This window comes from Paenibacillus sp. P4_E11, assembly GCF_056401635.1.
This window is the reverse complement of record NZ_JBFUIX010000010.1, coordinates 22,190-36,384: the sequence shown is the minus strand read 5'-3', so window position 1 is coordinate 36,384 and position 14,195 is coordinate 22,190. Positions and strand designations below refer to the sequence as shown.

Sequence of the window (14,195 nt, the reverse complement as noted above, 5' to 3'; positions counted from 1 at the left end):
TTCCCAAAACAATAAATGGTATTCACCATTCCATGACTTGTATATGTCCATGATAGTTGGTATGGCGTCGTCAGTCTGAGGAAGATCCTGACCCTTCGCTTCCGCCACCGTCTCCTCCGCCACCATCGTTGCTATCGTTGCCACCACTGCTCCCGCCGTCCGACCCGTAGCCGAACCATTCCCCGCTGCTATCTGAACCAGGATCGGATTCATTACCGCTGGCATCATGGCTTTGTTGATCACTAGAGTCGTTATCTATTTCAATGTTGCCTACTATATCGCTGTACGCCCCATCACCAGCCATTGTATCGGTAGATGATTCTGCCGCCCGCTTCTGTTCGTTCAGCATCTCGTTCATCTGCTTCGCGTAATCGGTCGGCTGGAGTACGGAGAACAAGAGCATCGCACCTGCAATCGAAGAGAAGTCCRTACCTCCGAATCCTTCGGTTCTCCCGCTGCTTCCTAATGATTGATTCTGCAGATTAGATTGTTTGTTAAGGTATGCTTGCTGGATTTGGCGTTTTGCTTCCCGGATCAACCAGTCGACGGTTAGCTCGACTTCGCGATGCATATCCACTGATCTTCCATTGAACAATGATTGTTTCAAGGCATCCGGTTGTAGCCGTTCCAACTCTTCAATATGATCTATGCCGAGCGGTCCCTGGAAAAACCCTTGCCATATACGCGAACTATAAGTCATCGGCACGAACAGCTGTGCATACACCCAGTCGAACCATGCTTTCTCCTCCGGCATTGGTGACGCTTTCAAATACGGAGCATGATGCACGGCGAAACCAATGAACTTATCGCAGAACTGCTGGTATTCTCGAGTGAACAAGAGCATTTCATGCCAGATATCATCCACCCGACTGCTGAACATAGGTACGTTCTTCAGCACCGCTACAATAAGGAAGTATCGCTTCAACTCCACCAAATGCCAGTCATATTCCGAAGATGTAATGCGCGAATGACGTTGCAGCACCCTGTATTTGATCCGTTCGGCGTATTCGCCTTCGGCAAATGCTTGTTCCAGACGATCTACGGCCGGCTGCAGTGGTACACCATAACGCAATCCAACTGAAGCAGGCGGCGAGCCATTGAACACCAGATTGTCCGAAACTTCTCCACGCTTAGCCCCTTTCCGGTTAGAACCACGATCGGATGAAAGTCGGGCGCTGCTGGTGAAGGTGAATACTGCTAGCACTCCAATGGCGATAACAATCAATACTGTAAAAGACATGTCGGACGTCACCTGCCTACCGGGTTGTTTTCCCTTTTTTTCCAGTATAACAGATTCGCCTCCATACGACACAAAAAAATGAATAGCCCTGCATCTATGGTATGATAGAGTAAACTTGACCTTGAGGTGGAAGATGACTCCGAATCGTAGATTATTGAAACTTCTGGCCCTTATTGAACTAGGCTTGGCGATCCTATTCGCGGCCGCTTGCCTGTATGTGTACCTGGTTCAACCCGATTCGCTGCAACTGCAATTCATGCTTGTCATAATCGGCTTAGCGGGAATTGTGAACGGCTTGATTCTATTCCGCAAAGTGAAGCAATCCAGGAAACCTACACGAAGAAGTCCGCAGCGAGGAACGGCTGGAAAACCCAAGAAACGCTGAACTACCCATACCTGGAAGCAGCACGAAGAGCATCCGCCCGATAGTCGGGCAGGATGCTCTTCATACGACAGGCGAGGCTCGCCTGCAAGCGTTAGGCTTTCAAATACTTCGATGCTTTCTCAATAACTTCATCTTCCGTAGGCGCGGTTATATAGCGCCCATTCACGAAGATGAACGCCGCACGAGAGCAGGGGCCGCAATAAGACTTGCAAGCTACCTTGATCTCGCTATCCGGAGCTAGTTTCTGCAGCTTGGATAGAGCAGTCTTCACTTTCATATGCTTGCATTTGTCACAAATTCGAATATCGTTGGCCATCGCCTGGGCGTTCCTTTCCCTGTTCCGGCAACAAACTAATTGCCGCCATTACCACTGCTAGGGTTGGTAATGAAGAACCCTTCATTCGGTACGTACAGATAGTCAATTTTCACACCGTCCAGAACTTCTTCGTTCCGATCCAGCAGCACTTCAATCMCTTTATCGGTCATTACGATTTCGTCATTGTCGTCCTGATCATCCAAGCCCAATTCATATTGGACAAGACCGGCATGCGTGAACTCCACTTTTACTCTGACTTTCAAGCCCTTGTTCTCTTCCAAAGCCAATTCTTTTAAAAGCACTTTGGCCGCGCTGCGCGTAATTTTGCAGTTCATGTCGATATTCCACTCCTTGTCCCTTAAGTCATCAAAATCATATCATGTTTTGGACGCATCGTCTAATCCTCCCGCACAATTGCCCTTAAACCTTATACCATGTAAAATAGTGGGAGAGCCCTCAAGGGTTAATTAAAACGAGGTGAACGCATGCTTTCCTTCTACAAAAAATATTACAAAACAGTATTCGACATCGGTCTCATGGTTTTGACCGTGTACTTGTTCATGCTGGCCTTCAGCTACTTGTACCGGATTGCCACACCTATCTTCCTGGCATTCCTTATCTTCGCGATCATTGAACCCCTGGCCAAGTTCCTGAACCGACGTGGGTTGAAGAAATCGATCGCAACTGCGATCTCCACTCTATTGTTCATCGTTATCATCCTGGGCGTCTTTATCGGGCTTGGTGCTGTATTCACAGCGCAAATCTACTCGTTGTCGCAGAAGATCCCCGACTATGCTCGCATTCTGCAAGAACAGATCGTGAATAATTCAGCGTATTTGCAATCGAAGCTGGAAGCACTCCCACCAGAGTTCGTCGATAAAACCAAGCAATACGCAGAAACGATAACAACGAAGGGCGCATTGCTCGCCAAAGATTTTCTGTTCTGGATCTTCACGAAGTTGACGACCTTCTCGTCGTTTATCGTGAACTTCTCGATCGGGATCATTCTGGCCTACTTCCTGAGTATCGAGATTGATACTTGGAAAAGACTCGCCACGGCTAAGACACCCCGTACGTTCAAGAACGCTTTCTTCTTCTTGAAGGAAAACGTCTTGAAGGGCATCGTCACCTACTTGAAAGCTCAGTTGAAGCTGATCTCGCTCACATTCCTGATCATCTTTTTGTCGCTACTGCTCCTTGGGGTGAAGAACGTATTGTCCATATCACTTCTTGCGGCTTTCTTTGATGTTCTGCCACTGCTCGGTGTATCAACCGTATTTATCCCATGGATCATCTATTTGTTCATCGTTGGCAAGACGACACTCGCCATATGGCTATCCGTCGTGTTGGGCGTCGTGATTCTTGTCCGACAAATCATGGAGCCTAAGATTACTGGTGATTCCTTGGGCGTATCCGCATTCACGATGCTGGCGTTCATGATCGTCTCCCTCTCCTTGTTCGGGGTGGCTGGACTAATCTTATCGCCGATCCTGATTATTCTCTTGAAAGCACTAATGGACCAAGGCTATCTGAAGAGATGGATTCGACTACCTTCGGAAGAGTATTGAGTGTTATAGCTCATACTTGTTCTCCATCCTCGTGGAAAACCAGTTCATCAACAACATCGTCACGGCCATATCGTCAATCGGTATGAAGGGCAGCACATCTGGCATAATCCAGTATACAATTGCTGGAACAAGCAGCAGCAGCTTCTCGCCCACTGGAACTTTGCTTGAAGCAAGCAAACGGAATGTTCTTCGGAAAACATGCGACCAATACCGCAGCGACAACAGTTTCTTCATAGTCCACCTCATCTGTCTGACATAAGCCCGCTTTTCTTGAACGCATGGTTGCGTAGAAAGCGGGCTTTGATATTATTCGATCTAGCTTTCCCAGTTAGCATAGACAGTGACCGAGGAAATATGTGAAAAAACTAAGATCGACGGTTTCGACGCCCACTCAGGTAGACCAAGACGATGAACAAGGCGAGAATAATACCCCCGCCTACGAACACGGCAATCATAAGTGTCCGGGCAGCACTGGGCATGCCGTCACTAGCGCTGGCGTATGAGGTTGAGGGAATCCCGAAGTAGAACAGAGTTAATGCGGTAAGGGTGAACAAGACGGATCTGCATTTTCGTACAAACGAGCTAAGCATGTTGTCCTCCTGAGACTAGAATGATGATAGATTGGACGGCCCCAACCTGCCTAGGATCGGCAAAGCTCACTAGCCGCGAGCATCGCTTCGAGCAGTTGTGGCTCCATTCGCGAATAGATCGTACCGAATTGATCCATGGGGAGCGGATTCACGCCTTGTCCCAATTCAATTGTGAAGCCAGGGCGGCGGAACTGGAGAATGAACCAATCCTTATAGCCCGCATCACTTCCCGATAGTTTGACAGGTTTGTATCCGCCTGCCTGTGCCAGCCGTTCGGCAATCCATCTGGAGCAGCCAGGCTCGAACCCCCTGTAATTCCAGTATATCTCTTCCCCTTGTGTGTGCAAAGCGATCGCGATTTGAAAATTCCGTGACCGTGTGAAGAGTGCCATTGCCTGCGCTTCAGGCTCAGTCAGCGGGGCCGTTCCCGTATAATCGCGCGGGCCCGGACTCGGCGCTAGAGGTAAGCGTCGATCCCGCTCTTCTTCCCAGAAAGCCGGGAATTGATCATTCAAGTCAACACCCCGGATATTCGCCTTCCACCCTTCGAAGTTGAAATTACCTTTATTCCATTGCAGTAAACTAACTCCATACGGGTGCCCCGTCCAGATTCCGCCATGGACAAGCTCTACCCCATCTGGATTGACCATAGGCACGATCCACAACGAAACCTGTTCGTACAGCTGTCGAATCTGCCTTCCATGCAAGTCCCACAGCCCGGCTCCGCGCTGCACAGCATCTGCAAACCGCTCTATATATCTCATTAACAACGGTGTGGTGATCCATTCATTCGCGTGAAACGCTCCGTTGAAATGAATCTCGCAGGGCCCCATGCCGATGCGAATAACTGGAATCGCACGGCCCAACACGCTTCTGCCGATCCATTCCACTTGTACGAACGGATAATGTAACATAAGCAGTTGAATGTCGCGTATGAGCTCCGTGTAACCGTATGGGCCTGATCCTGTCAGCAGGCCGTCTTTCTTCGCACGGTCGGGCAATCGTCTCTCGGCCGGTTCGAACGGCACGAAGACGACTTGACCCGGCACCAAATAGACAGACGGACCAGGATGCATATTGCCATTCATGTCCGCCATTTCTTCTACAGACACTCCTATCCGTTCGGCTAGACGAAACCATGTGTCTCCAGGTTGAATGACATAAGGCACGGCCATATGGACTGCCTCCTTGCTTAATCGTGATACCCGATCTTATGCGACAGGACAAACAGTCATACAAAAAAAGAAACCAGTGGAGTTCTGATTTCTCTTGGAAATATGATCTTACAAGAAAAGTACAGCAAAATCCGGCTCTATAGCTGGGTCACTTGCCAGACGACCGGAGAACCGACAATATGATGACCGAGCCATTGCTGCGCGATGTGCTGGAACGTTGCAGGATCACCGCTGCAGAAAAACTGATGCAATGGAATTTCCTCCGCAGTCGCAAGCTGACCACGATGATAGAGAATGGCGCTAGTCTCCCGGGCAGTTTCTTCCGCCGAATTGATCAGCGTCACGCCTGGTCCCATCACTTCCGAGATCGCCTCGGACAGGAAGGGATAGTGGGTGCAGCCGAGTATGAGACAGTCCATAGAGCTGCCGCGCAGCGGAGTCAGCGAATCCTGGACGGCATCCCACGCTTCCGCACTGTGAAACATACCTCTCTCCACAATAGGAACGAGCTGCGGACAAGCGAGACTTTCGATTTCAAGTGTAGGAGAGATCATCTGAAGCGCTTGTTGATACGCGCCACTCTTGATCGTATTCTCTGTTCCAATGACGCCGACCTTACCACTTCGCGTCGTCTTGATCGCAGCCCGTGCTCCGGGATGAATGACGCCCAGCACCGGAATTGTAACAGCTGAGCGAATAGCCTGTACGGCAAGTGCAGTAGCCGTATTGCAAGCAATCACAACCATCTTGGGATTGAACTGAATCAAGTATTGGACGATTTGACGGGTGAATAGGATTACTTCTTCTGCCCTGCGGGGTCCATACGGCGCTCTCGCCRTATCACCGAAATAAATCACTTTCTCCTGTGGAAGYTGGCGCATCACTTCCCTCACGACGGTCAAGCCTCCCACGCCGGAGTCAAGTATAGCTATGGCTTGCTGCACGAAGTTTCGCTTCCTTCTGTGATAAAAGTAAGGTCTACGTTTACAATATGACTCCAGCTTGCCAAACGTTCACACACTCCGCGCTTGACGTTATATGTATTGCTTGATCAAAAACGGCCGTCCAACGGTCGTTTTTTCTTTAAGCGTATTTTCAGCGAACTTTCAGCCAGCATTCAGTTAACTTTCATTTGGAATTCATGTTACGGGAGTAACATTTCTTTGACCTACTAAATTATAGAGAGAATTTTTTTCGGGAGGACACATAAGGAGTGAACAAATCAAAGAATGCAACTAATGAACGTAACCCGTCCCTTAGGATCCCAAGAGGAATTAACGTAGTATCGAACTACTCCTCATCTTCACGCTCAAGAGCTACATACTGGCCAACTGAGGGCTGGAAGACGACAACGCCGGAGGCGCAAGGGATCGATTCAGCAACCATTGCCGATACATTCCAAGCGTTCCAGAATCGCAATGTGCACAGCATCGTTATCGTCCGCAATGGTTATCTGATCGCGGAAGCCTACAACGAGAACACACAGGCGAACGAACCTCAGGACATGCGCTCCGTAGCCAAAGGCATCACATCTGCTCTTGCGGGAATCGCCTTGTCCGATCTCAAGCTGAGAAGCATGGATCAAAAGCTTGCTGAGTTTTTCCCCGAACTGGCTCATGATCCGTTGAGAGCCGATATTAAAATCAGGCATTTGCTGAGTATGTCCTCAGGCTTGGAATGGACCAATGTGAACGAACAATCTTCTACCGAAATGATGTACTCGGGAGACTGGGTTCGTACCATACTCCAACATCCCGGTCTGTACAAGCCCGGTACGAAATTTAACTACAGCAACGGTGATGCGCATCTGGTATCTGCCGTGCTACAGCGTACTACTGGACAATCGATGTTCGATTACGCCGCATCCCGCTTATTCGGGCCGCTAGGCATTGTCAATACCAGTTGGAATCATGATCCGCAAGGCATTACCATTGGAGCCTGGGCTTTGGCATTAACGGCAAGGGATATGGCTAAGATCGGGTTACTGTATATGAGGGAAGGCGAGTGGGATGGCAAATCGATCATTCCAAGATCATGGATCAGAGAGACGCTGACCAAACGACTCGTGTTTAACAAAAGCAAGCAAGCCTATGGGTATTATTGGTGGATGAAACCATTAGCACAAGGATTGTTGAGGAACAATAGAGAAAAGTACGAGTTCTTCTATGCCGCTGGTTCAGGGGGAGTAAGAATTTTTGTCGTTCCTGGCCTGCAGCTTATCGTGACCATGACCGCCAGCACACCAGATATAGATTTGCCGGAGCAAGTGTTGAACAGTGTGGTCCGGGCGATCAGATCCGAACGGCCGCTGCCTGCAAATTCGGAGGCGCAAGTGAAGCTGCATCAAGCGATCGATTCCTACAAAGAAGTGTCGGCACATTCCTAATAGAATCATAATCCTCCCAGAGCTTGCATGCCCTGGGAGGATATCTCTGTCAGCTTATTTTTTCAAATCATTGATTTGTGCGAACTCATAGCCTTCCTTCTTAATCTGCTTCAGAATACGGTCCATCGCATCGATATTTTCCTTGGAAGCCTGATGCATCAATATAATATTGCCGTCATGCAGGTTGTTGATGATGTCGTTGTACGGATCTTCTGCCCCATTCGCGCGAGGCTCCCAATCCTTCATCGCCGTCGACCAGAAGTAAGACGTATAGCCCAGATCGGTCACGAGGTTGAGCAGATGCTTGCTGAACGTTCCATAGGGGAAGCGGAACATCTTCGTGATCTCTTTACCGGTAATTCCTTTATACAGCCGTTCGAATTCAGCGAATTCCTTCTTCACATCCTCGTCAGAGAGCGTGCTGAAATCCTTGTGGGTCATCGTGTGGTTACCGATCATATGTCCCTCTTCCAACAACAACTTGACATAGTCCGGGTTGTTCTTCAGGTTGTAACCCGTCAGGAAGAAGGTAGCCTTGACATCGTTATCCTTGAGTGCCTTCAACAGCTTCTTGTAGTCCAGCAGCTCTCCGCCACAATCGATCGTCAAATATATTTTCTTGCCTTCTCCTACCCACACCGCCTTCTGGTCAGCAGTCAACGATTTCACTTCAGCAGGAAAGTTGGGTACTTCACCTTTTTTCTTCTTCATGTAATACCAATTGATCGGTTTCAAATCGGCTGAAGTCGGGTTCTTCAGTGACGCAGCTGGTGACAAATTCGGAGCGACCGGCTTCTCTGTCGGCTTTGGCTCGGGAGACTTGGTTGGCTCCGGTGTCGGGGTCGGCGTTGGCGTCGGTGTTGGTGTCGGGGTCGTTGTCGGCTTCATAGTCGGTATAGGTGTAGCGGAAGGAGTCGGGCTCGAATTGCCTGATCCCGCTCCCTCTATGGACACATTAGGCGAGGAGCAAGCCGGTATGACTATAGTAGTTAGAAGTGCTGCAGTTACAATCCATTTTGTCGATTTCAAAGGGAATCACCTCCGTACTTAGGATTCGACAAATAGGGAGAAATTCCTCCACCATTCTGCATAAAATCGTATAACAAATCCTATCTAAACCCACTTACGAAGATGACCGTACGGAGTATCTCCACACCATAAGCTGGATAACCGATATGAGAACGAACCCGCACAAGGCAAGAAACGGAATCGTGACGAATCCGAACCAATTAATGTATTCCAGATCGCAAGGAACGATTCCGCAGGAGAAGGAGCTGGACGGAATCCAATCCGTTTTTTCCATCAAATAATGATAGGTTGATATACAAGCTCCGAGTAGTGTCATCGGCAAGACGTACATATAGATGGACAATTGTTTGCGAACCGAGGCAATCCCTAACAGCAATACTTGAGGATACATCAGAATTCTTTGATACCAGCACAGCTTGCACGGCAAATACCCTTCCACCTCCGAGAAATATAAGCTACCCAGTGTGGCGACGAGGGCAATGATCCAGGATAAATGCAGCCCGTTCTCCAGAATAAACTTTCTCCACTTCACGTGAATGGCTCCCCTTTCCAACTTGTCAATATAAATCCATTAAGCTAATATGTAGATCGAACAATCCTATCCTATCCTATCATAGAAGGGAGTTGGACCCAAATCAATGTTTGATTCGTCTAATAATAGGTCCACGGCGCGTCTGCAGGGCACTGATATATACTTGCAACTGCTACAGCCATCTCACGCTGTCGCGCTTCATGATTACAAAGCGAGCAACCGCTGCTTCCATGCCCCCTTCTCTCCACTTCAAGTGGATAGCCAGTTTTCGTTAGACGCCCAACATGATGCAATTGAACTAGCAAGGAACGAGGCTGCCGCTGATCAGGCGTATCGGTTCGGTATATTCCATCAGACCTCCGATCAGTTGATTGGACAGATTAACTTGACCGGCATTATCCGGGGCGTGTTTCACAACGCACTGCTCGGATATTCGATGGACGAACGATTTCAAGGATACGGCTACATGACAGAAGCTGTGAAGCTATGCATGGATGCGGCATTCCTACACCTGCAATTGCACCGTGTTCAAGCCGCCGTCATGCCACATAACAAGGGATCTGTGCGAGTGTTGCAGAAAAACAAGTTCACTGAAGAAGGGTATGCCCGCAAATACTTGAAGATCAACGGCGTATGGGAGGATCATCTGTTGTTCGCACTCATCAGCGATGATTGGCAAGCTCCTTTATAGCAGCGTTGAGTCCTATTGGGTATTAATTAGCATGAGCACCCTGCTCCGTTTTGTATCAATTCTATCGGGTCTGATCGTTTTACCGTACAATGGTAGCAAGTACGCCTAGTAAATATGTCTGGGAACCGACCTACCCTTGCAAACGGAGCTGATTGCTGATGCAACTAATACCTATAATTGGACAAGGCAAGGAAGGTACCGAAATTCAAAATATTCGCTCCACCGATATTGTCAAGATTGAACGGATTAACCAGCATGAATTTCGAGTTCATACCCAAGACAGCATGTTTGTGCAGAACTTCTCGTTGGAAACGCTGGAAGAATGGCTGTATGAAGAAGGGTTCCGGTTGCTTGACCGCAACAATCTCGTCAATATTCATCATATTTCCCAATATGACCTTGATAAGGGAAAAGTATGGCTCGGTCATCCCCAGAACGCCCAGACCAAAACCGCTACTGTTGCCCGTTCCCAATACAAGCATTTGCAAGCTCTGCTTCATCTATTAAAGTCTAACCCGGAGCTTCAGCTTGATGAAGACATGACAGGCACCTATACCGATTCGTCAACGGGCAACGATCTCTCGACTTTCCAACGCTCCTACAACACCTTCCTGATCGTCGCTGAACGTATGCGAACAGAAGCCAAAATACAGAAGATGGCTTATCACGATGCGCTGACGGGCTTGCCGAACCGACTCTTGCTGCGAGAACGAATGGAAGTAGCTATCCAACAGGCTCAGCATGCTAATCATCAATCGGCCGTGCTCTTCCTTGACCTGGATCGAATTAAAGTAGTCAACGATACACTCGGCCATCATGTCGGCGATCAATTGCTGATCCATTGGTCTTCCCAATTGGATACGCTTGTCGCCCAGGAAGGCACAGTAGCACGGTTCAGCGGTGATGAATTCATCGTCCTGCTGCCAAACGTAACGAGCCTGGAATTCGTCCATCAGATGGTCGAACGCATTATGAAGCTGTTCCAAACTCCGTTTGTGTATTCGCATCATGAGCTGTACAATACAGCGAGTATTGGTATTGCCCTGTACCCCCGCGACGGCACAGACGCAGATACATTGCTGAAATTCGCGGATTCCGCGATGTACAGGGCCAAAGGACGCGGCGGTAATACGTTCAGCTTCTACAGTCCCAAACATAACGAACGGTCGCTTGATCGGTTGAATCTGGAATCCGATCTCCGCAAGGCGGTGGAACGGTGTGAGATCGTCCTGCATTATCAGCCCATCATCGATTTGGCTTCGGGCCGCATGACCGGCATGGAATCCCTCATCCGATGGATGCATCCGAAGCGCGGCCTGATCTCACCAATGGAATTCATTCCATTGGCTGAAGAGACCGGGCTCATCGTTCCGATCGGCACATGGGTGCTGGAAGAAGCTTGTCGACAGAACAAGGAATGGCAATTGCAGGGGCTCCCTCCGGTAGTTGTCTCCGTCAACATATCGGTTAAGCAGTTTCAACAACCTGATTTCGTCCAGACGGTTCGTCATGCATTAACCAACGTCAACCTGAGCCCCAACATGCTATGCTTGGAGATTACAGAGAATGTAGCCATGACCCATGTCACCCATGTCATCGGCACGATCAATGAATTGCGGGAGCTTGGTGTCGCCATCTCGATCGATGACTTCGGCACTGGCTATTCTTCCCTTAGTTACTTGAAGCGGTTCCGCGTCCATACGTTGAAGATTGATAAATCGTTCATCCACGAAGTGAATACAGATGAAGAAAGTGCAGCAATCGTCACTGCCCTTATCGCCATGTCCAAACGCTTGAACATTCGTACGTTGGCAGAAGGCGTCGAAACGGCAGAACAGTTGGCTTTTCTACAGGAGCACGGCTGTCTTGAAATACAGGGATATTTCTTCAGCAAACCACTGCCAGCCGAGCAGTTTCAGCAGTTGCTTCAAGAAGATCGTATTTTTTGGGAAGCGACGATTTGAAACTTTTCTATTCCGAATCCGTCTATAACATTGCGGCAATAATGTACAATCGAACACACGAAGGCATACGTTGGAATGAAAGGAACGTCATCGATGGATACCAAGGTTGAGAAGGGGAACGCTACCGGACTGCAGCGATCGCGCAAAACGAAGCTCAAGCGGAAACGTAGCTGGGGTCGACGTATCGGAATTTTCTTTCTTTCGATTTTTTTTCTAGGATTATTGTTTAACGGCTGGTTCTTTCTCACATCATCAGGCACACAATTCCGCTACATGATGGCCGATACGCTGATTACAACCCAGCACCGCCATTGGGCCAAGTATTTGATAGGCAATAAAGGTCTGGAGAATCAAGTCGCGAAATATACGAAGCAGTTCGAACAGATGGCGGATGTACCGAGTACAATCCCCGTTCATGTCCCGACCGTAGTTGAGCTTGTGAAGCAGGAGAAGAAGCTGATCGAGATCGAACCGATCAAGGGCGCCAAATTCAGCGGATACCTGGTATCGATCTCCGATCCCAAGAAGATTCGTCTCGCTGTTCCAGAACGAGTCGGCAAAGGCGAGAAAGTGTCCAGTATGGTCAAGCGGACCGGCGCAGTGCTTGGCATCAACGCTGGTGGCTTCGTCGATCCGAACTGGGAAGGAAACGGCTTCCAGCCGACCGGACTCGTCATAGCGAATGGCAAAGTGTATTACAATGACGGCGACAACGACACTCCGACCCAGATTGTTGGGATCGATAAAGACGGGCGCATGGTGGCCGGCCGATACAAGCCTAAGGAACTGCTTGCCATGGGTGTGAAGGAAGCGGTAACGTTCTCGCCCAAGTTTATTGTCGACGGCAAAGGTCTGATCAAGAATCAGGCCGACGGCTGGGGCATCGCTCCACGTACTTGCATGGCCCAGAAGGAAGATGGGACAATCATGTTCGCCATCATCGACGGTCGGCAGACTCATAGCATCGGGGCGACACTGTTCGATATTCAGCAAATCTTCCTGGAGCATGGTGCTATCATCGCTGCCAACCTAGACGGCGGATCTTCGACTGTGCTTGTCCACGACAACCAGATAATTAACAAGCCGGCCAGCCCTTATGGCGAGCGCTACCTGCCCACTGCCTTCCTCGTCTTCGAGCATCCCGAGACGGTGCAGATCAAGAACGTATGGGAAGGTCTCGATATTAGTAAGATTGATCCTTCCAAGTGGTAGAGGGAACCGTTCTGGAAGACAAGGAAAAACGCCTATCGGCGTCCTTTGACGCCGTGCGTTTACCGAGACGATGAACAATCAGCGAAGATATACTTTCTGAATCGATTACAAAAACGCTCTAAGGCGCAGCCCTAGAGCGTTTTTGTTTACTTTTACAGCGGTTTGTTGGACTTTGGAAGCAATACTTCGGCATCGGCTGGCATGATTTCTTCGCTGGTTGCGGCGACTTCATGGCGCGCTTCTTTCCAGGCACGTACCTCGTCGCTCATGCTTCCTGCTGCTTCCTTGGCCTTTTGCACCCAATCCCCCGTATGCAGCGATACTTGCTTGGCGAGTTCTTGAGTTTTGCTGCCTAGGCTGCTTGCGAAGTGCTGTGTCTTCTCGCTCACGTTCGATACTTGCTCCGACAAATCAGCTCTGAGTTCCTTACCCGACTTCGGGGCAAGCAGGAGGGCGGTTACCGCCCCTAGAACACTGCCGATTACGGCTCCTATTATGAAATCCTTGCCTCTACCATTCTTATTAGGATCCGACATTGGGATCATCCCTTTCCATCGTAGGTTTGGGTTGGTTCGTCTTCTGCTGTTTGCGTTGCTGCCACTTTTGCCATACCTGAAAGCCCCATGCCGCCCATTCGATTGCTTCGGCAATTCTTGGTTGACCGCCTTGGACCGTCTGACCCGCTTGCTTCACCGATTGGGATACCGTTGCAGATACTTGCTTGACAGAGCTTGTCACCTGCTGAACGGATTCTCCCACCTGGCCAATAGACTGGAACAAGGAATCCAACGCCCGCATCTTGCCGTGAACGTCTTCTGTAACCAGCTGTGCAGCCTGCATAGTCTTGACAGTTTCCGCAGACAATTCATCCAATCGGAGTTCGATCCGCTCCATCGACTGATTCATCTGCTTCATGGAAGTGCGGGCGGTTTGCAAGGCGGCGATTAGAAACCAGACGAGTGCTATAAATGCTGCTGCTATACATGCAATACTAATTTGCCAAATCATACGCTTCCCTCACCTCGGCGGTTTCGATATGCAATTGGTTCAACTTGTGTGCTTCTTGCTTTCTAGACGAATGCCCATTTCTTACTTCTATTATAAGTC

At 49.2% G+C, this 14,195-nt stretch carries 17 protein-coding genes; 6 read left to right on the top strand and 11 right to left on the bottom strand.

Annotated elements, in window-relative coordinates:
* Positions 1-70: 70 nt before the first annotated feature.
* Positions 71-1,240, bottom strand: a complete 1,170-nt coding sequence (locus AC1DWB_RS06530; RefSeq protein WP_477540230.1) for a glycine-rich domain-containing protein — start codon at positions 1,238-1,240, stop codon at positions 71-73.
* A gap of 133 nt (positions 1,241-1,373) precedes the next feature.
* On the opposite strand from AC1DWB_RS06530, the gene AC1DWB_RS06525 reads away from it, so the two are divergent.
* Entirely contained in the window at positions 1,374-1,625 is a 252-nt protein-coding gene (locus AC1DWB_RS06525) for a hypothetical protein (RefSeq protein WP_477540229.1), read from the top strand.
* A gap of 91 nt (positions 1,626-1,716) precedes the next feature.
* Here the strand turns inward: AC1DWB_RS06525 and AC1DWB_RS06520 are convergent, their stop codons facing one another.
* Positions 1,717-1,941, bottom strand: a complete 225-nt coding sequence (locus AC1DWB_RS06520) for a YuzB family protein (protein WP_477540228.1) — start codon at positions 1,939-1,941, stop codon at positions 1,717-1,719.
* A 35-nt stretch (positions 1,942-1,976) separates the two neighbouring features.
* On the bottom strand, positions 1,977-2,276 hold the full coding sequence (locus tag AC1DWB_RS06515; RefSeq protein ID WP_477540227.1) for an iron-sulfur cluster assembly accessory protein: 300 nt from the start codon (positions 2,274-2,276) through the stop codon (positions 1,977-1,979).
* Between the two features lie 150 nt (positions 2,277-2,426).
* Between AC1DWB_RS06515 and ytvI the strand changes: the two genes are divergently transcribed.
* Positions 2,427-3,509 carry a sporulation integral membrane protein YtvI gene (gene ytvI / locus AC1DWB_RS06510; protein ID WP_477540226.1) on the top strand — a complete coding sequence of 361 codons (1,083 nt, stop codon included), beginning with the start codon at positions 2,427-2,429 and terminating at the stop codon, positions 3,507-3,509.
* Positions 3,510-3,512: 3 nt separating this feature from the next.
* Here ytvI and AC1DWB_RS06505 read toward each other — a convergent pair whose 3' ends face one another.
* From AC1DWB_RS06505 to racE, 4 genes are all read right to left on the bottom strand, one after another.
* A complete protein-coding gene (locus tag AC1DWB_RS06505; protein WP_477540225.1) occupies positions 3,513-3,755 on the bottom strand; it encodes a hypothetical protein in 243 nt (80 codons plus the stop codon).
* Between the two features lie 119 nt (positions 3,756-3,874).
* Entirely contained in the window at positions 3,875-4,099 is a 225-nt protein-coding gene (locus AC1DWB_RS06500) for a hypothetical protein (RefSeq protein ID WP_477540224.1), read from the bottom strand.
* A gap of 50 nt (positions 4,100-4,149) precedes the next feature.
* Positions 4,150-5,274, bottom strand: coding sequence for a M14 family metallopeptidase (locus tag AC1DWB_RS06495; protein WP_477540223.1), 1,125 nt, complete (start codon positions 5,272-5,274; stop codon positions 4,150-4,152).
* A gap of 137 nt (positions 5,275-5,411) precedes the next feature.
* Entirely contained in the window at positions 5,412-6,218 is an 807-nt protein-coding gene (racE, locus tag AC1DWB_RS06490) for a glutamate racemase (protein WP_477540222.1), read from the bottom strand.
* A 269-nt stretch (positions 6,219-6,487) separates the two neighbouring features.
* On the opposite strand from racE, the gene AC1DWB_RS06485 reads away from it, so the two are divergent.
* Positions 6,488-7,660 carry a serine hydrolase domain-containing protein gene (locus AC1DWB_RS06485; RefSeq protein WP_477540221.1) on the top strand — a complete coding sequence of 391 codons (1,173 nt, stop codon included), beginning with the start codon at positions 6,488-6,490 and terminating at the stop codon, positions 7,658-7,660.
* Positions 7,661-7,714: 54 nt separating this feature from the next.
* On the opposite strand, the gene AC1DWB_RS06480 is transcribed toward AC1DWB_RS06485, so the two are convergent.
* Complete coding sequence (locus AC1DWB_RS06480) at positions 7,715-8,689, bottom strand: polysaccharide deacetylase family protein (RefSeq protein WP_477540220.1); 975 nt, start codon at positions 8,687-8,689, stop codon at positions 7,715-7,717.
* Positions 8,690-8,783: 94 nt separating this feature from the next.
* Positions 8,784-9,221, bottom strand: coding sequence for a disulfide oxidoreductase (locus AC1DWB_RS06475; RefSeq protein WP_477540219.1), 438 nt, complete (start codon positions 9,219-9,221; stop codon positions 8,784-8,786).
* 106 nt (positions 9,222-9,327) lie between these two features.
* Between AC1DWB_RS06475 and AC1DWB_RS06470 the strand changes: the two genes are divergently transcribed.
* The 3 genes from AC1DWB_RS06470 to AC1DWB_RS06460 all read left to right on the top strand — a co-directional run bounded on the left by AC1DWB_RS06470 (position 9,328) and on the right by AC1DWB_RS06460 (position 13,088).
* Entirely contained in the window at positions 9,328-9,912 is a 585-nt protein-coding gene (locus AC1DWB_RS06470) for a GNAT family N-acetyltransferase (protein WP_477540218.1), read from the top strand.
* A gap of 158 nt (positions 9,913-10,070) precedes the next feature.
* The gene (locus AC1DWB_RS06465) at positions 10,071-11,876 is read left to right on the top strand and encodes an EAL domain-containing protein (protein WP_477540217.1); all 1,806 of its coding nucleotides are present in this window, start codon (positions 10,071-10,073) and stop codon (positions 11,874-11,876) included.
* Between the two features lie 93 nt (positions 11,877-11,969).
* Entirely contained in the window at positions 11,970-13,088 is a 1,119-nt protein-coding gene (locus AC1DWB_RS06460) for a phosphodiester glycosidase family protein (RefSeq protein ID WP_477540216.1), read from the top strand.
* Positions 13,089-13,240: 152 nt separating this feature from the next.
* Here the strand turns inward: AC1DWB_RS06460 and AC1DWB_RS06455 are convergent, their stop codons facing one another.
* Together AC1DWB_RS06455 and AC1DWB_RS06450 are read right to left on the bottom strand one after the other, a co-directional pair.
* Positions 13,241-13,624, bottom strand: a complete 384-nt coding sequence (locus tag AC1DWB_RS06455; RefSeq protein ID WP_477540215.1) for a YtxH domain-containing protein — start codon at positions 13,622-13,624, stop codon at positions 13,241-13,243.
* On the bottom strand, positions 13,611-14,096 hold the full coding sequence (locus AC1DWB_RS06450; RefSeq protein WP_477540214.1) for a DUF948 domain-containing protein: 486 nt from the start codon (positions 14,094-14,096) through the stop codon (positions 13,611-13,613). Before AC1DWB_RS06450 ends, AC1DWB_RS06455 begins: the two co-directional genes overlap by 14 nt.
* Positions 14,097-14,195 lie beyond the last annotated feature (99 nt).

Coding starts and splice junctions, on each gene's coding strand:
- AC1DWB_RS06450 (WP_477540214.1), bottom strand. CDS start 14,096: ATGATTTGGCAAATTAGTATTGCATGTATAGCAGCAGCATTTATAGCA.
- AC1DWB_RS06495 (WP_477540223.1), bottom strand. CDS start 5,274: ATGGCCGTGCCTTATGTCATTCAACCTGGAGACACATGGTTTCGTCTA.
- AC1DWB_RS06460 (WP_477540216.1), top strand. CDS start 11,970: ATGGATACCAAGGTTGAGAAGGGGAACGCTACCGGACTGCAGCGATCG.
- AC1DWB_RS06455 (WP_477540215.1), bottom strand. CDS start 13,624: ATGTCGGATCCTAATAAGAATGGTAGAGGCAAGGATTTCATAATAGGA.
- AC1DWB_RS06505 (WP_477540225.1), bottom strand. CDS start 3,755: ATGAGGTGGACTATGAAGAAACTGTTGTCGCTGCGGTATTGGTCGCAT.
- AC1DWB_RS06470 (WP_477540218.1), top strand. CDS start 9,328: ATGTTTGATTCGTCTAATAATAGGTCCACGGCGCGTCTGCAGGGCACT.
- AC1DWB_RS06500 (WP_477540224.1), bottom strand. CDS start 4,099: ATGCTTAGCTCGTTTGTACGAAAATGCAGATCCGTCTTGTTCACCCTT.
- AC1DWB_RS06525 (WP_477540229.1), top strand. CDS start 1,374: ATGACTCCGAATCGTAGATTATTGAAACTTCTGGCCCTTATTGAACTA.
- ytvI (WP_477540226.1), top strand. CDS start 2,427: ATGCTTTCCTTCTACAAAAAATATTACAAAACAGTATTCGACATCGGT.
- AC1DWB_RS06520 (WP_477540228.1), bottom strand. CDS start 1,941: ATGGCCAACGATATTCGAATTTGTGACAAATGCAAGCATATGAAAGTG.
- AC1DWB_RS06465 (WP_477540217.1), top strand. CDS start 10,071: ATGCAACTAATACCTATAATTGGACAAGGCAAGGAAGGTACCGAAATT.